The organism is Kitasatospora sp. NPDC048239, assembly GCF_043202015.1.
Classification (GTDB): domain Bacteria; phylum Actinomycetota; class Actinomycetes; order Streptomycetales; family Streptomycetaceae; genus Kitasatospora.
This window is the reverse complement of sequence record NZ_JBICZP010000011.1, coordinates 248,878-268,910: the sequence shown is the minus strand read 5'-3', so window position 1 is coordinate 268,910 and position 20,033 is coordinate 248,878. Positions and strand designations below refer to the sequence as shown.

The 20,033-nt window shown below is 72.7% G+C and carries 16 protein-coding genes; 6 read left to right on the top strand and 10 right to left on the bottom strand.

Going from position 1 to position 20,033, the window contains the following annotated elements:
• The first annotated feature begins 184 nt into the window (after window positions 1-184).
• Window positions 185-856 (top strand): transposase, encoded by a 672-nt coding sequence (locus ACGFZP_RS27480; RefSeq protein ID WP_392938080.1) that lies wholly within the window; start codon window positions 185-187, stop codon window positions 854-856.
• Between the two features lie 735 nt (window positions 857-1,591).
• On the opposite strand, the gene ACGFZP_RS27475 is transcribed toward ACGFZP_RS27480, so the two are convergent.
• Complete coding sequence (locus ACGFZP_RS27475; protein ID WP_392938078.1) at window positions 1,592-2,587, bottom strand: 2-hydroxyacid dehydrogenase; 996 nt, start codon at window positions 2,585-2,587, stop codon at window positions 1,592-1,594.
• Between the two features lie 476 nt (window positions 2,588-3,063).
• On the opposite strand from ACGFZP_RS27475, the gene ACGFZP_RS27470 reads away from it, so the two are divergent.
• A complete protein-coding gene (locus tag ACGFZP_RS27470; RefSeq protein WP_392938075.1) occupies window positions 3,064-3,468 on the top strand; it encodes a tyrosinase cofactor in 405 nt (134 codons plus the stop codon).
• A 56-nt stretch (window positions 3,469-3,524) separates the two neighbouring features.
• Complete coding sequence (locus ACGFZP_RS27465) at window positions 3,525-4,352, top strand: tyrosinase family protein (RefSeq protein ID WP_392938073.1); 828 nt, start codon at window positions 3,525-3,527, stop codon at window positions 4,350-4,352.
• Window positions 4,353-4,485: 133 nt separating this feature from the next.
• Here the strand turns inward: ACGFZP_RS27465 and ACGFZP_RS27460 are convergent, their stop codons facing one another.
• From ACGFZP_RS27460 to asnB, 7 genes are all read right to left on the bottom strand, one after another.
• On the bottom strand, window positions 4,486-5,511 hold the full coding sequence (locus tag ACGFZP_RS27460) for a 6-phosphofructokinase (RefSeq protein ID WP_392938070.1): 1,026 nt from the start codon (window positions 5,509-5,511) through the stop codon (window positions 4,486-4,488).
• A 350-nt stretch (window positions 5,512-5,861) separates the two neighbouring features.
• Window positions 5,862-6,590 (bottom strand): type 1 glutamine amidotransferase, encoded by a 729-nt coding sequence (locus ACGFZP_RS27455; protein WP_392938068.1) that lies wholly within the window; start codon window positions 6,588-6,590, stop codon window positions 5,862-5,864.
• 43 nt (window positions 6,591-6,633) lie between these two features.
• Window positions 6,634-7,896: a MurT ligase domain-containing protein gene (locus tag ACGFZP_RS27450; RefSeq protein WP_392938066.1), complete on the bottom strand. Its 1,263-nt coding sequence runs from the start codon at window positions 7,894-7,896 to the stop codon at window positions 6,634-6,636.
• A gap of 298 nt (window positions 7,897-8,194) precedes the next feature.
• Complete coding sequence (locus tag ACGFZP_RS27445; protein ID WP_392938136.1) at window positions 8,195-9,592, bottom strand: GNAT family N-acetyltransferase; 1,398 nt, start codon at window positions 9,590-9,592, stop codon at window positions 8,195-8,197.
• Window positions 9,593-9,711: 119 nt separating this feature from the next.
• Window positions 9,712-11,169, bottom strand: coding sequence for a pyridoxal phosphate-dependent decarboxylase family protein (locus ACGFZP_RS27440; protein ID WP_392938063.1), 1,458 nt, complete (start codon window positions 11,167-11,169; stop codon window positions 9,712-9,714).
• 187 nt (window positions 11,170-11,356) lie between these two features.
• Window positions 11,357-12,493 carry a hypothetical protein gene (locus tag ACGFZP_RS27435; protein ID WP_392938060.1) on the bottom strand — a complete coding sequence of 379 codons (1,137 nt, stop codon included), beginning with the start codon at window positions 12,491-12,493 and terminating at the stop codon, window positions 11,357-11,359.
• Between the two features lie 315 nt (window positions 12,494-12,808).
• Window positions 12,809-14,659, bottom strand: coding sequence for an asparagine synthase (glutamine-hydrolyzing) (gene asnB / locus ACGFZP_RS27430; RefSeq protein WP_392938058.1), 1,851 nt, complete (start codon window positions 14,657-14,659; stop codon window positions 12,809-12,811).
• Window positions 14,660-14,884: 225 nt separating this feature from the next.
• On the opposite strand from asnB, the gene ACGFZP_RS27425 reads away from it, so the two are divergent.
• The 3 genes from ACGFZP_RS27425 to ACGFZP_RS27415 all read left to right on the top strand — a co-directional run bounded on the left by ACGFZP_RS27425 (window position 14,885) and on the right by ACGFZP_RS27415 (window position 18,558).
• Entirely contained in the window at window positions 14,885-15,160 is a 276-nt protein-coding gene (locus ACGFZP_RS27425) for a hypothetical protein (protein WP_392938056.1), read from the top strand.
• A gap of 114 nt (window positions 15,161-15,274) precedes the next feature.
• Entirely contained in the window at window positions 15,275-17,128 is a 1,854-nt protein-coding gene (gene glmS, locus ACGFZP_RS27420; protein ID WP_392938054.1) for a glutamine--fructose-6-phosphate transaminase (isomerizing), read from the top strand.
• A 272-nt stretch (window positions 17,129-17,400) separates the two neighbouring features.
• The gene (locus tag ACGFZP_RS27415) at window positions 17,401-18,558 is read left to right on the top strand and encodes an alpha/beta hydrolase family protein (protein WP_392938053.1); all 1,158 of its coding nucleotides are present in this window, start codon (window positions 17,401-17,403) and stop codon (window positions 18,556-18,558) included.
• 248 nt (window positions 18,559-18,806) lie between these two features.
• Here the strand turns inward: ACGFZP_RS27415 and ACGFZP_RS27410 are convergent, their stop codons facing one another.
• Window positions 18,807-19,085: a hypothetical protein gene (locus ACGFZP_RS27410; protein WP_392938050.1), complete on the bottom strand. Its 279-nt coding sequence runs from the start codon at window positions 19,083-19,085 to the stop codon at window positions 18,807-18,809.
• A 183-nt stretch (window positions 19,086-19,268) separates the two neighbouring features.
• Entirely contained in the window at window positions 19,269-19,895 is a 627-nt protein-coding gene (locus tag ACGFZP_RS27405) for a DUF2306 domain-containing protein (protein WP_392938048.1), read from the bottom strand.
• Window positions 19,896-20,033: the final 138 nt, after the last annotated feature.

The following is a 20,033-nucleotide window of genomic DNA, read 5'->3' as shown; positions in this document are numbered from 1 at the left end:
CCTGGTACAGCGGATGGAGCCGGCCTGTATGCCGGGTACGGACCGCCACTGTCTCCTTCCTTAGTGTCGGCGGCGGCCCAATCTGGGTTCTGGCTCAATTTCCGGGCTCTGTCGCTGATTGAGGGGTCCGTGCCGGCCGTGATCGGGCGGTGGGCATGACCTCGGCGTGATGGATTCGGTGCGTGTGGCGGACCTTCTCTTCCCGGGGATCGGCGTGGAGGTCGAGGAGATGGCTCTTGGGGACAGCGAGGTTCGTCTCGCCGAGCAGATCCCGGCTTTGACGTCCCGCCACGCGCGTCGCACGACCGCGCTCACCGCTCAGCTCACCGACATCGCCCTGCTATTGGGCGGCCGGGCCGGAGCCCGGATCTCCGGGCGTCTGGCCATGACCACGTGCCGGGACACCCTGCTCCGTCTCATCCTGGCGCTACCCGTCCCGTCGTCGGGCCTCGCCCCGCGTCTGGGGGCGGACGAGTTCGCCGTCCGGCGCGGTCGCACCTACGCGACGGTCCTCGTGGACATGGACACCCACCGGCCGGTCGACGTCCTCGCCAATCGCGCCGCGAACACCTTCGCCACCTGGCTGCGCGACCACCCCGAAGTGCGGACGATCTGCCGCTACCGCGCCGGATCCTTCCGCGACGGTGCCCGCACGGGTGCGCCGCAGGCCCAACAGGTCGCCGACGCCTGGCACCTGCTGCACAACCTCGCCGAGGCCGTCGAGCGCGTCGTCGGCCGCCACCGCGCCGACCTGCGCGAACCCCTCGGCCTCGGAGAAGAGCGGGATGAGATGCCCGTTCGGGAGCTGCCGACTCGAACGAGCTGGACGTCCACGGCCGGCCGCGTCCCCTGGTGACGCCCGCACGCGCGAGCGTCACCAGCAGATCCACGAACGCATCGAGCGCCGCGACAGCCTGCGGGCCGTCGCCCGTGAACTCCGCCTCAGTCGCGGCACCGTCCTGCGTTTCGCCCGAGCCGCCGACGTGGAGCAAGTCCTCGTCGCGGCGACCCACCGCCCCAGCGTGATCGACGACTACCGGCGCTACTTGCACCACCGGTGGATGGAGGGCTGCACCAACGCCTCCGCACTCACCCGCGAGATCCAGCAACTCGACTACGACCACCCGATTGGTCCCCGGCGTCGCCCACCCCGGCCCCGGACACACCGGACACACCGGCCGCGCGGAGGACGAACGCGAAAGCTGACAGCGCTGAGCTCGATCGCCCCGGGGAGCACCCGTCATGTGCCACACGTTCCAAGGCGCGATTCCATAAACGGACAACGCGCGCTGTCCACCCCCTGACGTGCAGTCATAGGTACCGGAGGGCGGCTGGGGGCCAAGGGGTTCACCGGCGGGTGGCAGGAAGGTACCCGAAATGCCCGGAGCCTTCGCTGTCTCCGCTGCGATGACGGGGTCGGCGGCATTCAGGGGTGGGAGGGCACGGTCGGCGCCCGTGGAGGCTTGGGCCATGGGTTGGTCTCAGGCGGGAGTCGTCGGCCGTCGTCTCCCCGAGGACGGGGATTCGGTCGTACTGGTGTGTTGCCGTCTGAGAACGTCGGAAGCGTTCCGGCTTGTCAGGTCAGGTCAGGTCAGGTCTTCGGGATGAGGGTGTTCTCGTTGCGGCGGCCGGCGGCGTAGTCGTCGATGTTGCGGGCGGTGGCGTCGATGATCTGGCCGACTGCGGTGTGGGTGAAGTAGGCCTGGTGGCTGGTGACGAGGACCTGGGGGAAGGTGATGAGGCGGGCGAGGGTGTCGTCGGTGATGCCGTGGATGGACTGGTCGGTGAAGAAGACGCCGGTCTCCTCCTCGTAGACGTCGAGGCCGACGCCGGAGAGGTGGCCGGTGCGCAGGGTTTCGACCAGGGCGGCGGTGTCGACGAGGCCGCCTCGGCTGGAGTTGACGAGGATGGCGTCGTCCTTCATCCGGGCGAGGGCGGCGGCGTCGATGAGGTGGTGGGTGGTGGGGAGGAGGGGGACGTGCAGGCTCACCAGGTCGGCGCGGGAGAGTAGTTCGGGCAGTTCGGTGTAGGTCATGCCGAGGTCGAGGCAGGCCGGGTTGGGGGCGATGTCCCAGCCGAGGAGGTGGGTGCCGAAGCCGGCGGCGATGCGGGTGAAGCACGCGCCGATCTTGCCGGTGCCGATGACGCCGACGGTCATGCCGTGGATGTCGCGGCCGAGGAGGCCGTCGAGGCGGAAGTCGAACTCGCGGGAGCGGTTCGCGGCGCGGGTGAGGCGGCGGTTGACGGCCAGCGCGAGCGCCCAGGCGTGTTCGGCTACTGAGTAGGGGCTGTAATGGGAGACGCGGGCGATGGTGAGGCCGAGGTCGGCGGCGGCGTCGAGGTCGATGTTGTTGAAGCCGGTGGAGCGCTGGGCGATCAGCTTGGTGCCGCCGGCCGCGAGAACCGCGAGGGTCTCGGCGTCGAGGGCGGCGTTGACGCTGCTGCTGACCGCCGGGTAGCCGGCCGCCAGGGGGGCGGTGTCGCGGTTGAGGAACACGGCCAGGGTGCGCAGGGTGTGTCGGCCCGCGAAGGCCTGCTCCAGAAGCGGCCGTTCGTCTGCCTGGACGCCGTAGGCGAGGATCTCCATCCCCGCACGCTACCGAGACCTCCCCGGCGGGCGGCGCACGGCATGCCGGGGGCGGCCGGAGTTGTCCGATGGACCGACAGTTTCCGCGCGCCACGCCCGACTTCAGCCATCTGCGGCCGGAGGGAGGCTGTCGCATCGCGCCATCCTGCCCGGGTGAGGCCGGTCACCGGGAATGGGTCGGGGGCGGAGGATCTTCGGCGCGGGATCTGCACAGTGTGAAGATCCATCCACTTCTGACGATCTTTCAGTGGAGAGGCGGGAGATCTTCCTGGGGCGTCCGGGGCGTGGTCCATCGACGGGTGGCTGGATCCGCGCGAACCGTACGTACCCCCGCCGATTGGCTGTTCTCTAGGTCGATCCGCCCTGGAAGCATCGAAATAGCGGGCGCGATCATGAAATCGCCTCGCATTAACATTTCTGCAAGCCTTTCTGAACAGCGCCCCAACACCACGTGGGGTGCTCAAGGGGGTACCACCATGTCCGAAGTCACCCATGCCTCGGAGTTGACCCGGCGCCGGATGCTGCAGGGGGCCGCCGTGGCTCTGACCGCCGCAGCGGGCACCGTCGTGCTCGGCGTCGCCGGGCCGACCAGCAGGCCGGCGACGGCCGCCGACCCGGGCGCGTCCGACAGCTTCGACGAGGTCTTCCAGGGCCGCCGCATCCAGGGCCGGCCGGTCACCGACGGCAGCAGCCACCACCACGGCGGCGCCGGCTACTCGGTGCGGATCGACGGCGACGAGCTGCACATGATGCGCAACGCGGACGGCACCTGGATCAGTGTCGTCAACCACTACCAGACCTTCGCCACCCCGCGGTCGCTCGCCCGCGCGGCCGTCGGCGAGCTGCAGGGCGCCACCCTCGTGCCGATCACCACCGCCTGAGCCGCGAGTCCGAACACCCTGACCCGGTAAACCACTTCACACCCAAGGGGGGACTCATGGCAGTCCGCAAGAACCAGGCGACCCTGACGGCCCAGGAGAAGCGCGCCTTCGTGAACGCCGTACTCGCACTCAAGGGCAACGGCGGGTACGACTCCTTCGTCTCGACCCACAACGACTTCATCATCAGCGACACCGACAACGGCGAGCGGGTCGGCCACCGCTCGCCGTCCTTCCTGCCCTGGCACCGCCGTTTCCTGCTGCAGTTCGAGGAGGCCCTGCAGGCGATCGACCCGACCGTCACCCTCCCGTACTGGGACTGGACGGCGGACCGCACTGCCGGCGCCTCGATCTGGGGCGCGGACTTCATGGGCGGCAACGGCCGCAGCGGCGACAGCCAGGTGACCACCGGGCCGTTCGCCTTCTCGACCGGGAACTGGACGCTGAACGTGCGTGCCGACAGCCGGAGTTACCTGCGGCGCGCGCTCGGCAGCGGGGTCGCCCAGCTGCCGACCCGTGCCGAGACCTCCGGCGTGCTCGCCATCTCCACCTACGACGCCGCGCCGTGGAACAGCGCCTCGGACGGCTTCCGCAACAACCTGGAGGGCTGGCGCGGGGTCAACCTGCACAACAGGGTGCACGTCTGGGTCGGCGGTCTGATGACCACCGGCATGTCGCCCAACGACCCGGTGTTCTGGCTGCACCACTGCTTCATCGACAAGCTCTGGTCGGAGTGGCAGCGGCTCCACCCGTCGGCCGGCTACCTGCCGACCGCCGGCACCGCCAACGTGGTCGACCTCAACGAGGTCATGAAGCCGTGGAACAACGTCACCCCGGCGGACATGCTCGACCACAGCGCCCGGTACACCTACGACACCGGGTTCTGATCCGCCGCCCAAGCCCAGGCCCAGGCCCAGGCCAATGCCAAAGCCCAAGCTGAAACGGCCCCCGAACCGCCGCCGGCCCCCCGAGCAGGAGTGCTCGGGGGGCCGGCGGTCGGTGACCGGTGGCGCGGGGAGGTCAGAGGACCGTCTCCGCCTCCAGGTAGCGCTCCTGCGGGACGGTCTTCAGCTCGGCGACGGCCTCCGCCAGCGGGACCAGGTTGATGCTGGTGCCCTGGAGGGCGGTGATGTGCCCGAAGGCGCCCTTGTGGACGGCCTCCACGGCGTGCCAGCCGAAGCGGGTGGCCAGCACCCGGTCGTACGCGGTCGGGGTGCCGCCGCGCTGGGTGTGGCCGAGGATCACCGGACGGGCCTCCTTGCCGAGCCGGTGCTCCAGCTCGCGGGAGAGCTGGGTGGCGATGCCGGTGAAGCGCTCGTGCCCGTAGATGTCCTTGGTGCCCTCCTCCCAGTGCATGGTGCCGGGCTCGGGCTTGGCGCCCTCGGCGCAGACCACGATCGCGAACTTCTTCTGCCGGTCGAAGCGCTCGCGGACGACGGCGGTGAGCTTGTCGATGTGGAACGGCCGCTCCGGGACGACGATCGCGTGGGCGCCCGCGGCCATGCCGGCGTTGAGCGCGATCCAGCCGGTGTGCCGGCCCATGACCTCGACGACCATGACGCGCTGGTGCGACTCGGCGGTGGTCTTCAGCCGGTCCAGCGCCTCGGTGGCGACCGAGACGGCCGTGTCGAAGCCGAAGGTGACATCGGTCGCGGCGATGTCGTTGTCGATGGTCTTCGGCACGCCGACGATCGGCAGGCCCGCGTCACTCATCAGCTTGGCGGCCTTGAGGGTGCCCTCGCCGCCGATCGGGATCACCGCGTCGAGGCCGAGGTCCGCGCAGTACTGCTTGGCGCGCTCGACGCCGTCGCGCAGGTGGCTGGGCTGGACCCGCGAGGAACCGAGGATCGTGCCGCCCTGGGCCAGGATGCCGCTCACCGAGTCCAGCGTCAGAGGACGGTGCACGCCCTCCAGAAAACCGCGCCAGCCGTCCTCGAACCCGATGATCTCGTCGCCGTGGTCGACCACCCCCCGGTGGACCACGGAACGGATCACCGCGTTCAGTCCGGGGCAGTCACCGCCGCTGGTCAGCACTCCAATACGCATTGCTTTGCAACTCCCGAGCAGAACCGAGGAACGGCCGGACTACAGGCTGGGACGACGAACCGACACCGTAACGGCCCCGTCCCTCGCCGTGATGGCGGGGAGATGACCGTGGGGTGAAGGACCGGCCGATTCGGACAGAGCATCCGAAACCGGCCGTGCTGTCGAGCATACGGCCCCTGCGTCCGGCCGGGCAGGAGCCGACGCGGGAGCGGCGCCGTCGGCGCCCCCGCGCGGAAGTGCAGCCTGCTGCCGAGGAGGGTGTGCAGCCGGCAGCCCCATTGTCGTATGCCGGGGCCCGCCCGCGAACCGGGTGACCGCATCGCGGGCACCCGGTCGGGGCGGGGGGCGTACTACGCGGGGCGCGTCGTGGCCGCGATGCGCTCGGCGCGCAACGCGTCGTACCAGGTGGTGTCGGCCGGCGGCAGGGCGTTGACGTCCAGTGCCAGCTTGATCAGCATGTCCGCGACGGCGGGATTGCGCGCCATCACCGGACCGTGCAGGTAGGTGCCGAACACGGTGTCGCGCCAGGCGCCCTCCGTCCCGTCCCCGGTGCCGTTGCCCCGGCCGGCGGTGACGGTGGCCAGCGGCTGGACGCCCTGGCCGAGGTGGGTGACACCCTGGTGGTTCTCGAAACCGGTCAGCTGCGGCAGGCCGAGGCGCGGGTCCACGTCGGCGAGCACGTCGCCGACGCAGCGGGCGCCCTCGCCGCGGGTGGTCCAGACGTCGAGCAGGCCGAGGCCCGGCTCGCGCTCGCCGAGGTCGTTGACGAACTCGTGGCCGAGGATCTGGTAGCCGGCGCAGACGGCGAAGATGATCGCGCCGTTCTCGGCGGCCCGCACCAGGCCGCTGTCGCCCCGCAGCCGCTCGGCGGCGAGCCGCTGCGGGCGGTCCTCGCCCCCGCCGATCAGGTAGATGTCCCCGCTGGTGGGCACCGCCTGGTCGGAGCGGACGTCGATCCTGGTCACGTTGAGGTGGCGCTGGCGGGCCCGGCGCTCCACGACCAGGGCGTTGCCGCGGTCGCCGTAGGTGCTGAGCAGGTCCGGGTAGACCCAGACCACGCGCAGGCTGCTCTCACTCATCCTCGAAGGCCTTCCATCGTGAAGTGTGCTGCTGGGCCGGGCATCAGCCGGCCACGACCTTCCGCAGCTGCTGGAAGGCGGTGTAGTTGGCGATCGCCTCGATGCGGCCGGGCGGGGCCATCCGGACGGCCTGCTCCAGCGAGTCCACCACGTGGAACTGCAGTCCGGCGACCTCCAGGCGGACGGCCAGGTCCAGCTTGCGCTGGCCCATCACGAACACCGGGTGTCCGGCGAGCCGCTCGTAGTCGACGTCCCACAGCCAGGAGGTGTCGGTGCCGTCCGCGTCGAGCGCGTTGACGGACAGGATGACCGGGGTGGGCGGGCCGTCGATCAGCGAGAAGGTCTCCAGCCAGCCGGCCGGGTTCTTCGCCAGCAGCAGCCTTATGTCGCGGCCCTGGTACTGGACCACGTCGTAGCGGCCGGCCACGGCCGTCACCGACTGCATCCGCTCCAGCGCGACCTGCGGGGAGACGCCGAACACGGCGGCCACGGCGGCCGAGCTGGTGGCGTTGGCCAGGTTGGCCCGGCCGGGCAGCTGGAGGTGGATCGGCCAGGCGCCGCGCTGCGGGTCGATCACGTGGGTGCCCTGGAGCGCCCAGTGCGGGTTGGGGCGCCGGAAGCCGCAGTCCTGGCAGAACCAGTCGTCACCGGGGCGCTGCATCACACCGCCGCACGCGGGGCAGGACCAGGCGTCCTCCTTCCACGCCTGTCCGGCGGCCACCCAGACCACCTTCTTGCAGGAGGAGGCGGCCCAGGTGACCAGCGGGTCGTCGGCGTTGGCGATCACCACGGCCTCGGTGTCCTTGAGGCCCTCGCGCCACTTCTCGGCCATCATCCGGGTCTCGGCGGCGCGGTCGAGCTGGTCGCGGGAGAGGTTGAGCAGCGCGATGGCCTTCGGGCTGGTGTCGCGGGCGACCCCGGCCAGGTACTTCTCGTCGACCTCGATGACGCCGAAGCGGGCGTCCGAGCCGCCGGCCAGGGCGGAGGTGATGCCGGCCGGCATGTTGGCGCCCAGGGCGTTGGAGACCACCGGGCCGGCGGCGCGCAGCGCCTCGGCGATCAGCCGGGTGGTCGTGGTCTTCCCGTTGGTGGCGCTGACCAGCACGACGTCGAGGTGGTCGGCGAGGGTGCCGAGCAGGTCGGGGTCGAGCCGCAGGGCGACCTTGCCGCCGATCACCGAGCCGCTTCCGCGCCCGGCCTTGCGGGAGACGGCCGCGGCCACCTTGCCGGCCGTGACCGCGATCTTGGCGCGGGCGGGCAGCGAGGCGTCGCGTGCGCCTGTGGGCTCCGTTTCGGTGCCAGCCATGCTCAGTGGTTCCTCCTTGCTGCGGCACCACCCGGGGGCCGGATAACGGGCCGTCGGGCGGCGGGGACGGGGCCAGCCTACCGACTCCCTCGCCCGGCTCGACCCTCCGGACCCTGTGCCGCCTGCTGCGACGGGCCCGGCGGCGTGCCGACGGGGGCCCTGACGCGAGGTCAGGGCGGGCGGTGTACGGACGGGTCGCCCGAAGCAGGGGACGCCCACCGGGCCCGGGCGGTTGCGACACCGCGGGCCGGACGGCGAGGTCGCCGTCCGGCCCGGGTGAGGGTGTTGTGAAGGGCCGCTACCGGCCGGGCCGGGTCGGCCAGGGGACGGGCAGCTCCTCGGCGGCCTCCGCCAGGTGCGCGGTGATCACCAGGGTGCCCTCCTCGACCTGGTAGTCCAGCGGCGCACCCAGCCTGCGCATGGTCGAGATCAGCCCGGTGTTGGAGGCGTGGGTGATCGCGTAGACCGTCTCCACCCCGGCCTCCAGGGCCAGCGCCGACATCCGCCGCATCAGGTCCAGGCCGAGCCCGCGCCGCTGCCAGGCGTCCTCGACCAGTACCGCGACCTCGGCGCTGTCGTCGTCCCACATCAGGTGCCCGAGGGCGACGATCCGCCCGTCGGCCGCCTCGACGGTCAGGGCCTGGCCGTGCCGGGCGTCCAGCAGGTGGTCCAGATAGCGGTCGGCGTCCCGGACCGGGCCGTGGTAGCGCCTGCGCAGGGTCTCCGGGGAGCAGCGCCCGTGCATGGCCAGTGCGGCCTGCTTGTCGTCCGCGTCCGCCCGCCGCACGGTGAGGTCGGCGCCGGCCGGCAGGGTCAGCCGGGCCCGGACGTCCGGGACGCGGGGGCCGAGCAGGGTGTCCAGCTCCACCAGGGCCTGGGCCCGGGCGAACTCGGTCGGGGTGAAGGGCAGGTGCGGGCGGGTGAGCTCGATGAGGTCCCCGGAGGGCACGGGCAGCCGCATCACATGGCCGTCCACCCCGGCGGGCCTGCTGCCGCCCGCGCCCGGGTACTGCCGGATGGTGCACTGTCCGAACAGCTGGCGCAGTGCGACGGGCAGCTCGGCGGCGTCCAGCGCGGTGCGGGTGGCCAGCGCGAGGACGTGGGTGGGCACGTCGACCAGGTCGTGGGCGTCGGCCGGGTCGGTCCAGATGTCGTGCCCGCCGGCGGCCGCCACCAGCGCGGCCAGGTCGGCGCGGGTGACGGACTGCGGGGCCCGGACGAAGAACTCGTCGACCGTGCCGTCCGGCAGCGGGTGCGACTGCATCGAGACGATGTTGACCTGCCGCTCGGCGAAGGCCGTGCACACCCGGGCCAGGCTGCCGGGGGAGTCCTGCACGGTGGTCCGCACCCGCCAGAGGGCGGTCTGCGCGAAGTCGTGCAGCGGGTCCCCCGGCTCGGCCGCGGGGGCCTCCGGGCCCGGAGGGCCGTGCAGCCGGTGGCGATGCGACCACCAGCTGTGGAACAGCGCCGTGGCGATCAGGGCGAGCGCCGAGGCGGCGAGCACCACCGGGCCGTTCGGGCCGTGCACCACCGTCGTGGCGACCAGGTCGGCGGCGGTCACCGAGAGGAAGACCGCCGCGAGTTCGACGGTGTCGCGGCGCCAGCGGTGCGTTCTGGCGCCGCGCCGCTGGGCACGGGAGGGGGCCGGGGAGGGGCTCGGGGTCGTCGGGGCCTCGTTCGTCGTCAGCTGCTCCATGTGCTCCATGGCATCAATCTGCCGCTTCGGTGTTTCAAGGTCACGAATCCTCCGTGACCTGACGGTTAATGTCTCCGGGCCCGGGTTGCGATTGTGTCGCGCCCGCGGCCGGACAGGGCCTACGGGGCCTGCCGCAGCTCGCGGGCCGCCGCCTTCACCTCGGCCACCAGCAGTTCCAGGTCCGCCTCGGTGGTGTCGGCGTTGAGCAGACAGGCCCGCAGCATCTCCCGGCCGGCCAGCCGCGCCCCGGTGACGAAGACCCGCCCGCGCCGCTGGACCGCCACCGGGAGCTCGCGGTTGAGCGCGTCCGCGGCGGCCTCGTCGGTTCCGTCGGGCCTGCCCGCTCCGGCCGGGCCGGTGGCGCGGTGGCGGAACGCGACGATCGAGGTCTGCACCTCCGCCAGCAGCTCCAACTCCTCGTCCGCCTCGACCAGTTCGCCGAGCCGGCGGGCGAGCGCGGTGCACCGGGCGATGTCCCGGGCGAGGCCGTCGCGGCCCCGGTGGGCGATGGTGGCCCAGACCTTCAGCGCGCGGAACGGCCTGGTCTGCTCGGTGCCGTACTCGGAGAACCAGCCGAGCGCGCCGGCCGCCTCGTCGCGCAGGTACGAGGGCACCAGGCTGAAGGTGCCGCGCAGCTCCTCGGTGTCGCGCACCAGGGCGCAGCCGCAGTCCACCGGCACGCCCAGCCACTTGTGCGGGTCCAGGGCGAGCGAGTCGGCGCGCTCCAGCCCGGCGTAGCGGTGCGCGATCTGCGGGTCCAGCACGCCGAAGGCCCCGTACGCGCCGTCGACGTGCAGCCACAGGCGCTGCTCGGCGCAGAGGTCGGCGATCGGCTCGAAGGCGTCCACGGCGCCGGTGCCGACGGTGCCGGCGGAGGCGACCACCAGGAAGGGCAGCAGCCCGGCGGCCCGGTCGCGCTCGATCGCGGCGCGCAGTTCGGCGGGGTCGAGCAGGCCGTCCGGGCCGGTGGCGACGGTGCGCAGCCGCCTGCTGCCGAGGCCGAGCAGCTCGGCGGCCTTGCGCACGCAGGAGTGGGTCTCCCCGGTGACGTAGCCGACCAGCGGGGGCAGGCCGGCGAGGCCGTCCTCGCGGACGTCCCAGCCGGCCAGCCGGGCGGCGCGGTTGCGGGCGGCGGCCAGGCAGACGATGGTCGCCATCGAGGTGCCGGAGGTGAGCAGCCCGCCGCCCGCCGGGTGCGGGAAGCCCACCAGCTCGGCGATCCAGCGGACCACGGCCCGCTCCAGGTGGACGTCGGCGTGGTCGCCGCCGGCCGAGCTGGGGTTCATCGCGGAGGCGGCGAGGGTGGCCAGGACCCCGGCGGGGGCCGGGGCGGAGTTCACCCAGCCGAAGAAGCGCGGGTTGCCGTTGCCCATCGGGTACGGCAGGACGTCGCGCTCGATCGCGGCCAGCAGCTCGGTGAGCGGGCGGCCGTCCTTCGGCAGCGGTGCGTCCAGCAGGGCCTGCCGGGCGGTGTCGTCCATCGGCTGCCAGACCGGGCGGGCGGGGAGCTCGGCGAGGTAGTCGCTGACGAGGTCGGCGGCGGTGTGCGCGGCGGCGCGGAAGTCCTCTGAGGTCACGGGGTGCTCCAGCGGGTGGGGGAGGCCTCGTGGCGCGGCGTCCTCGGCGCACCTGATCAGGCCCGATCCTACGGAGAGGGGCCCGCGCCGTGCGGCGCGGGCCCCCCTTCCGGTGGCGGGGGTGTCGGCTCCCCGTGGCGGGGGCGCCGGAGGCGGTGTCGCGGGGGTGTCGGCGTCGGCGGCGGCGTCAGTCGAGCGAGGCGGAGAGCCCGCTTGCCGAGCGGCAGTAGCCCTGCATCTCCTTGTTGGTGATCTTGGCGCAGAGCCGGCCGGCCGCACCGCCGTCGGTGTAGTTGACCGTGTAGTAGCTGACCAGCCCCTCGGCGCAGGACTTGCGCTGCCAGCCGTCGGCGGCCGTCGCGCACTGCTGGGCGGCCCAGTCCTCGCGGTCCAGGTTGTACTTCATGGTGCGCGATCCGACGCCCCGGCTGCAGTCCACGGCGCCGCCGCTCGCCTTGCCGTTCAGGCACCACTTCAGCGCCTCGGCGTAGACCTCGGGGTGGTTCGGGTAGTCGTGCGAGGAGAGGTAGAAGGTCGGCGCGTAGAAGAAGCAGGCGGACTGGAACAGCGCCGGCTGGTCCTTGCACGGGTACAGCGGGTCCTGGGCGAGCTTGTCGGCCGGCAGGTTCGCCTTGGCCTTCTCGTCCTCCTCGTCCGGGCCGAAGAGCTGCATGAACAGGCCCTCGGAGCAGCGGATCCGGTTCTGGTCGGTCGGGAACTTGTTGCACAGCGCGCGGGCCGCGGCGACGTCCTGCTTGGCGACGAACATGGTGCCGTGGCCGACGCCGTGGATGCACGGGCCGGTGTTGGTGGGCGCGCACAGCTTCAGCAGGTCCGTCTCGGGCTGCGGGGAGGCGTTCAGCATCTCCTCGACCGCGCCGTGCAGGTAGCCGGCCGCGCAGGTCTCGTGCGGGAAGGAGATGACCTTCTGGAAGTCCGCGTTGAAGCGCTTCACGGCCGCGTGCCCGAGCTCGTGCGCGATCGGGTGGCAGAACCGGACGGTGTACGGCAGCTGCTTGGTGATCTTGTCGAGGTCGGCCAGCGCGACACCGGGGTCGGTCGCCTCCATCTCGGCCATCAGCTTGTTGCGCAGCGTCGAGCGGGTCCACACCGCCGGGTCGCCCGTCGGGGTCGCGCTCGCGCCCTGCGCCCCGGTCGCCGCGGCGGCGCCGGCCGGCGGTGCGCCCGCGCCGGACGCACCGGGCGCGACCGTGGCGGCCGCGGAGGTGATCGTCGCGGGCGTCCAGTCGGTGACGGCCACCGACCCCAGGCCCAGGACCCCCAGCAGGAGGGCGGTGAGAATCGCGAACACTCGCGGCTGCATGACGGGATCCCCCGGCGGATCGAGACGGACGTTTCGCTCCCCATCCTGACGGCACGGGGGTGGGAAACCGCGTTTTCGGCCGCCATTCGGGAGGTGTCGGCGACGCTATCGCACGTCGTACCCGCCCAACGAGGCGGGATGGCCGAGGGTCACCGCCCGTACGGCGCAGCCGGGGCCGCCGCGCCACCCCGGACGGCGCCGCGCCGTACGGGGTGACGGCGGCTCAGCGTCGGCGCCCTGGCCGCGGCCGGCCCGGAGGTGCCGGTCGGAGCAGCGGGCCCGTGGCGCCGACCGGAGCAGCGGCGTCGGACCGGGTCAGAGCTCCAGGGAGACCTGGTACTCCGTCAGCCAGGCGTTGAGCTCCAGCGCCAGGTCGACGCCGAGCCGCACGGACTGCGGGTCGGTGTCCGGGGCGAGCGCGTCGCTCAGCGCCCGGTGGTCCAGCAGGCCGAGCACGGGGGCGCTGCGGTCGGCGACCAGCTCGGCGAGCTCGGCCCGCAGCAGCGCCGGGTAGTGCGGGTCCTGGACGACGGGGTACGGGCTCTTCACCCGGTCGGCGATCTCGTCCGGCAGGACGTCCCGGACGGCGGCGCGCAGCAGGCTCTTCTCCCGGCCGTCGAAGCTCTTCATCGCCCAGGGCGTGTTGAAGACGTACTGCACCAGCCGGTGGTCGCAGAACGGCACCCGGACCTCCAGCCCGTTGGCCATGCTCATCCGGTCCTTGCGGTCCAGCAGGATGCAGACGAAGCGGGTCAGGTTGAGGTAGGAGATCTCGCGCATCCGCCGCTCCACCGGGTCGGCGTCCGGCAGGTGCGGGACTTCGGTCAGCGCCTCCCGGTAGCGGGCCCGGCGGTACTCGTGCACGTCGAGCTTGGCGGCCAGACCCCGGTCGATCAGCTGCTCGCGCGGTCCGGCGCCCGTCCCGCCGAGCTGGGTCACCGCGCCGACCCAGGGGAAGTCGTCGAGGGCGACCATCCGCGGGTCGTGGAACCAGCGGTAGCCGCCGAACAGCTCGTCGGCGGACTCGCCGGACAGCGCCACGGTGGACTTCTCGCGCACGCCCCGGAAGAGCAGCAGCAGCGAGGTGTCCATGTCGCCGAAGCCGCCCGGCATGTCCCGGGCCCGCAGCACGGCGGCGCGCTGCGCCCGGTCGGTCAGCGAGGCGCTGTCCAGCTCGATGACGCTGTGGTCGGCGCCGACGTGCCGGGCCAGCATCCGGGCGTACGGGCCGTCCGGGGTCGAGCGGACCTCGTCGGGCTGGAAGTGCTCGCTCTGGCCGGTGAAGTCGACCGCGAACGAGCGCACCGGGCCGGCGCCCGCCTCGCGCAGCGCCTTGGCGGCGAGCGCGGTGACGGCGCTGGAGTCCAGGCCGCCGGAGAGCAGCGAGCAGAGCGGTACGTCCGCCTCCAGCTGGCGGTGGACGATGTCGTCGAGCAGCGCGCGGACGGTGGCGACCGTGGCGTCCAGGCTGTGGGTGTGCTCGCGGGCCTCCAGCGCCCAGTAGCGGCGGACGGTGACGCCCTGGCGGCGCACCCGCACGACGTGGCCGGGCCGCACCTCGACGATGCCCCGGTAGACCGACCGGCCCGGCGACTTGGTGGTGGCGAACATCTCGCGCAGCCCGTCCAGGTCCACCACCGGCCGCACGGCGGGGTGGGCGAGCACCGCCTTCACCTCGGAGCCGAAGATCACGCCGTTCGGGGTGGGGTGGTAGTGCAGCGGCTTGACGCCCATCCGGTCGCGGACCAGCAGCAGCTCCTCCGTCCGGGAGTCCCAGACCGCGAAGGCGAACATGCCGTTGAGCCGCTCGGCGAGCCCCTCGCCCCACTCCAGGTAGGCGTGCAGCACCACCTCGGTGTCGCTGCGGGTGCGGAAGCGGTGGCCGAGCGCCTCCAGCTCGGCCCGCAGTTCGCGGTGGTTGTAGACCTCGCCGCTGTAGGTCAGCGCGGCCAGCACCCGGCCGTCGTGCTCGACCGTCATCGGCTGGGTGCCGCCCTCGGGGTCGATCACGGCGAGGCGGCGGTGGCCCAGCGCGGCGTGTCGCTCCAGGTGGCTGCCGCCGGCGTCCGGGCCGCGGCAGAGCTGGGTGGCTGTCATGGCGTCGAGCACTGCACGTTCGGCGGTGAGGTCGCGGTCGAAGGCGACCCATCCGGTGATCCCGCACATCAGCAAGCCTCCGGTCTTCCGATACGTATCTCCGATGCGTATGCGGAGAATCACGCTACGTTGCGAAGAGGCGCCGCTACAAGGGCGTGTGGATGCGGCCGCGACCCCGCGTCGGCGTGTCGGCCGCGCGCTTCGAGGGGCCCGATCCGCCGAAAGCCTCGATGTCTGCCCGAATTCGGGCAGGATCTTTGATCTCGCGTGAGCTCCGGCCTAGGCTCCCCTCTCGTGTCCAGCTCACCGCACCCTCACGAAGACCTGCTCGCCCACCTCACCCGGACCAGCCCGCTCGGGCCCCGGGAGGCGGCGCGGGTCGTGGCGGAGGTCCTGGCCTACTTCTCGGAGAGCACCGAGGAGTACGTCCGGCGCCGCCACGGTGAGCTGCAGGCGCGCGGCCTGACCAACGAGCTGATCTTCGCCCGGCTCGCCGAGGAGCTGCCCGCCCGGCGGGTCGCGGCACCCGCGCTCTCGGCCCGGCAGCTGCGCCGGATCGTCTACGGCTGAGGCCGGTCCCCGCGGCCGAGCCGGTCCACCGCTGAGCACCGCCCCTGACCGTTGAGCACCGCGCCTGACCGCTGGGCGCCGTCCCTCCCTCCACCTCCCAAGGAGTCCACCCAGATGTGCGGAATCGTGGCCTACATCGGCCCCAAGGATGCGACCCCCTTCCTGCTGGAGGGACTCGCCCGACTGGAGTACCGCGGCTACGACTCGGCCGGCGTCGCCGTCACCGGCCGCACCGGAGGCCTGAAGGTCCGCAAGGTCAAGGGCCGGGTGGCCGACCTCGCGGCCGTCGTACCGGCCCGGTTCAAGGGCACCACCGGCATCGGCCACACCCGCTGGGCCACCCACGGCGTGCCCAGCGACGCCAACGCCCACCCGCACCTGGACGGTGCCATGGGCGTGCCCCCGGCCGAGGGCGGGGCGCGGATCGCCGTCGTCCACAACGGCATCATCGAGAACGCCGACGAGCTGCGCGCCAAGCTGACCGCCGACGGCGCCGTCTTCCGCTCCGAGACCGACACCGAGGTGCTGGCCCACCTGATCGCCGCGCACGCCGCGGAGGGCGCCGAACTGGAGGACGCCGTGCGCGCCGCGCTCGGCAAGGTCGTCGGCACCTACGGCATCGCGGTGGTCGACGCCGAGCAGCCCGACCGGATCGTCGTCGCCCGCAACGGCAGCCCGATCGTGCTCGGCATCGGCGAGAAGGAGATGTTCGCCGCCTCCGACGTCTCCGCGCTGGTCCGCTACACCCGCCAGGTCGTCCACCTGGAGGACGGCGAGCTGGCCACCGTCCGCGCCGACGGCTTCCGCACCTTCACCGAGGACGCCCGCACCACCCACCGCCAGCCCTCCACCGTGGACTGGGAGATCGACTCCTACGACACCGGCGGCTACGAGCACTACCTGCTCAAGGAGATCCACGAGCAGCCCGGCTCGGTCGAGCGCACCCTCAGCGGCCGGCTCGACGAGCGCTTCGCCACCGCGCACCTCGGCGGCCTCAACCTGGACGCCCGCGAGCTGCGCGAGATCCGCCGGGTGAAGATCCTCGGCTGCGGCTCCGCCTACTACGCCGGCGAGATGGGCGCCCAGCTGATCGAGGAACTGTCCCGGATCCCCGCGCACAGCGAGCCCGCCTCCGAGTTCCGCTACCGCAACCCGGTGATCGAGGCCGACACCCTCTACGTCGCGGTCAGCCAGTCCGGCGAGACCTACGACACCCTCGCCGCCGTCCAGGAGATCAAGCGCAAGGGCGGGCGGGTGCTGGGCGTGGTCAACACCGTCGGCAGCGCCATCGCCCGCGAGTGCGACGGCGGGATCTACCTGCACGCCGGCCCGGAGATCTCGGTCGCCTCGACCAAGGCCTTCACCTCCACCGTGGTCGCCTTCGCGCTGCTCGCGCTGCACTTCGGCCGCATCCACGACCTCTCGCCCGCCGACGGCCGCCGGATCGTGGCCGGACTGAAGGCGCTGCCCGGCCAGATCCGGGAGATCCTCGACCAGAGCGAGGCCATCGCCGAACTCGCCGCCGGGTACGCCGACTCCGAGGGCATGATGTTCATCGGCCGGGTGCGCGGCTACCCCGTGGCCCGCGAGGGCGCGCAGAAGCTCAAGGAGATCTCCTACGTCCACGCGGAGGCGTACCCCGCGAGCGAGCTGAAGCACGGCCCGCTGGCGCTGATCAGCCCCGAGCTGCCGACCGTCGCCCTGGTGCCGGACGACGAGCTGCTCGACAAGAACCTCACCACCCTCGGTGAGATCAAGGCCCGCTCCGGGCGGGTCGTCGCGATCGCGCACCGCCGCCCCGAGGCGAAGCTCGCCGACCACTGCATCCTCGTGCCCAAGAGCGAGCCCGAGCTGGACCCGCTGCTGCTCAACATCCCGCTGCAGCTGCTGGCGTACCACGCCGCGGTGGCGCTCAAGCGGGACGTGGACAAGCCGCGCAACCTGGCGAAGAGCGTGACGGTCGAGTAGGGCGGGTCCGTCTGCTGCCGGCCGGCCGCTGCGCCCCGGGCCTTCTGGGTCCGGGGCGCAGCGGCGTTTCGACCTGCCGATGTCCGGGTGGTGCCGGAGTGGCGGCGCAGTAGCCCCGGGGGCTGGGGTAGTCCCGGGGATGCATCCCCGGGGAGGTACGACCTGACGTCGAATGAGGCCCACGGGCTGATGGCGGGTGCACGCACGATGCCTAGTGTTCAGGCATCGGTTCGCGACGGTCCGTCGCGACGGGTATCGACGGAGGGACCCTGATGAGGCGCGCACTACTGATCGGCGCGGCGGCTGTCGCCCTGGCCCTGGCGGGAACCGCCTCCACGGCGACGGCGGCGTCCGCCGATTCTGCCGTATCCGCTCAGGCCGATTCGCTGACGGCCCAACCGTCCGCGGCCGTACTGCAGTTGCCCGAGCCCTCCGGGAGGCTCCCGATCGGCCGGACCGTCCTGCACCTGACGGACGAGGGCCGGGCCGACCCGTGGGTGCCCTCGGGCGACCGGGAGTTGATGGTCTCGCTCTGGTACCCGGCGGTGCGCCCGTCGGCCACGCCCGCGCCCTACATGACCCCCGAGGAGTCCACCCGGTACGTCGCGGCGATCGGACTGCCCCTGCCGCCGGACCTGATGACCAAGGTGGCGACCCACGCGACCGTGGACGCCAAGCCGTTGAAGCTGTGGCGCGGACTGCCCCTGGTCGTCCTGTCGCCGGGCTTCGGGATGCCGCGGGCGACCCTGACCGGGCTCGCCGAGGAACTCGCCGGCCGGGGCTACGCCGTGGCCGGGATCGGGCACAACTACGAGGCCGACGGCATCTCGTTCCCCGACGGGCACACGACCTCCTGCGTGGCCTGCGAGAACACGGACTACCCCAAGGTCGGTGCGGTCCGTGCCGCGGACGTCTCCTTCGTGCTCGACGAACTCGCCTCAGGGCAGGCCGCCCGGCAGAGCGGCGTCCAGGTTGACACCGGCCGGGTCGTCATGGTGGGGCACTCGGCCGGCGGCTTCAGCGCCATCCCGGCCATGCTGGGGGACCGGCGCATCAAGGCGGCGGTGAACATGGACGGCAACTTCCGGTTCCCCAACGACACACCGCTGGACCGGCCGGTCCTGATGCTGGGCAAGCCCAGTCACGTACCCGCGGGCCCCGACCCGACCTGGGACGAGACCTGGAACGAACTGACCGGGTGGAAGCGCTGGTTGAGCGTAGACGGCACCGAGCACCTCTCCTTCACCGATCTGGCGCCGCTGGCCAAGCAGCTCGGCTCACCGATGCAGCCCCTCGACGGCGACCGCGTCGACGCCATCACCCGCACGTACATCGACGCGTTCGTCGACACCCAACTGCGGGGCACGAAAGCACCGTTGCTGAACGGCCCGTCGGCGGCGTACCCGGAGGTGCGGTTCCACCAGCCGTAGCATCCGGTCCTTCGGGCGCGCACGTTGCAGCCAAGGTCCGTACCCTGGCGCGGTGATGACCGACTCCCCCCCTGGCGCGAGCCGTCAGCGCCACCGTCGCCCCGCCGCTGCCACCGCTGCCGGACCGTGTCGCAGAACTCCTGTCGGAGCTGGGAAGCTCGGCTTTCGGGTGCCAGGCGGGGTCTTCGGCCAGGCGCGGATGCTCCGGCGGGCCGGTGTGGGGCGGCGTCGGGCGAAGTGGGGTGTGGTCAGGCGTCGGTGAAGGAGAGGCAGACTGCGGCTGGGGTGAAGGCGATCTGGTCCTGGGTGTAGCAGTCGGCTTGGCGGGTGGCGACTTCGTGGGCGCAGCCCGGGCAGAGGAGGTTGGGGCCGTCGGTGCCGGAGGGGCCCTGGCAGCAGCCGGTTGACCGTAGGGGGTCGGGGTGCTGTGGGAGGTCGAGGGCGTCGTCGGGGTGGACGAGGAAGCCGGGCAGGTCGTGGGCGGACTCGCTCGGCCGGGGGTTGGGGGCGTAGGTGCCGCGGGGCATGCGGGCCGGTCGGGTCCGGACGCCGGAGTCTTCGGACGGGGGGACCGGTGGCGGCACCGCGATCCTGGTGACCGGTGCGGTGAGGGGGTGTCGGCAACGGCCGCAGAGGAAGCGGGGCATGGCCGTGATTCTGCAGGCCTGGGAGCTTCCCCGGCCAGTGGGTTTGCGGCCGCCGCGGGCGGGTCAGCCCTCGCGGCGCAGGCGGGTGATCAGGCGCTCGGCGACCAGCAGGTTCAGTGCCCAGCCGGCCCAGGCGCCGGTGGTGTAGGCGAGTTCGAAGGAGACTCCGGTGCCGGCCAGGGCGATCAGCCAGAGGCGGAAGGTCACCCCGGTGAAGATCAACGCGTAGGAGCGGACCATCCAGATCCGGTGCCGGGCCACCTCGCCGCGTCGGATCACCGCGAAGGCCGTCGCGGTGCTCACCAGGGTCAGGACGGCGAGCACGGCGAACCCGGCCGGGGCGAACGGCGGGTACAGGCCGACCGGGACCAGCAGCAGGCCGCCGATGCCGGTGGCCGCGGCGGCCGGCAGGTAGACCCGGCCGGTCCAGCGGTGCAGGGCCGGCAGGCGCGGCCGCAGCCGGGGCAGGAACTGCCAGGGGCCGAGCAGCAGGGCCGTGATGGCCCCGCCCACATGCAGGATCAGCGCGGGCAGATGGGCCTGGTAGGTGGTCCGCTGGTCCTCCAGGAAGGTGTCCGGGTCGAGGGTGAGGTAGGGCGCGGCGAGCAGGGCGATCGCGGTGGCCGAGACGGTCACCGCGAGCCAGCCGGCCCGGCGGCGCCGGGGCGCCCCGGTGCTGGTGGAAGTCATGCCCGGAGCGTAGGAACCGGCGCGGGCCGGGGGAGTCCCCCGACCGGGGGCGGCGGTGCTACCGCCCCGGGGGTCGGCCGCCCCGGCGGGGGTGGGCGGACGTACCCCACCGGGACGATGCGGCGGCCGGAGTGCCTC

Bases quoted from the DNA above. Each gene is read 5' to 3' on its own strand.
- ACGFZP_RS27470 (WP_392938075.1), top strand. From the start codon at position 3,064: ATGTCCGAAGTCACCCATGCCTCGGAGTTGACCCGGCGCCGGATGCTG.
- ACGFZP_RS27460 (WP_392938070.1), bottom strand. From the start codon at position 5,511: ATGCGTATTGGAGTGCTGACCAGCGGCGGTGACTGCCCCGGACTGAAC.
- ACGFZP_RS27450 (WP_392938066.1), bottom strand. From the start codon at position 7,896: ATGGCTGGCACCGAAACGGAGCCCACAGGCGCACGCGACGCCTCGCTG.
- ACGFZP_RS27415 (WP_392938053.1), top strand. From the start codon at position 17,401: ATGAGGCGCGCACTACTGATCGGCGCGGCGGCTGTCGCCCTGGCCCTG.
- ACGFZP_RS27405 (WP_392938048.1), bottom strand. From the start codon at position 19,895: ATGACTTCCACCAGCACCGGGGCGCCCCGGCGCCGCCGGGCCGGCTGG.
- ACGFZP_RS27475 (WP_392938078.1), bottom strand. From the start codon at position 2,587: ATGGAGATCCTCGCCTACGGCGTCCAGGCAGACGAACGGCCGCTTCTG.
- ACGFZP_RS27435 (WP_392938060.1), bottom strand. From the start codon at position 12,493: ATGCAGCCGCGAGTGTTCGCGATTCTCACCGCCCTCCTGCTGGGGGTC.
- ACGFZP_RS27465 (WP_392938073.1), top strand. From the start codon at position 3,525: ATGGCAGTCCGCAAGAACCAGGCGACCCTGACGGCCCAGGAGAAGCGC.
- glmS (WP_392938054.1), top strand. From the start codon at position 15,275: ATGTGCGGAATCGTGGCCTACATCGGCCCCAAGGATGCGACCCCCTTC.
- ACGFZP_RS27410 (WP_392938050.1), bottom strand. From the start codon at position 19,085: ATGCCCCGCGGCACCTACGCCCCCAACCCCCGGCCGAGCGAGTCCGCC.
- asnB (WP_392938058.1), bottom strand. From the start codon at position 14,659: ATGTGCGGGATCACCGGATGGGTCGCCTTCGACCGCGACCTCACCGCC.
- ACGFZP_RS27445 (WP_392938136.1), bottom strand. From the start codon at position 9,592: ATGGAGCAGCTGACGACGAACGAGGCCCCGACGACCCCGAGCCCCTCC.
- ACGFZP_RS27455 (WP_392938068.1), bottom strand. From the start codon at position 6,590: ATGAGTGAGAGCAGCCTGCGCGTGGTCTGGGTCTACCCGGACCTGCTC.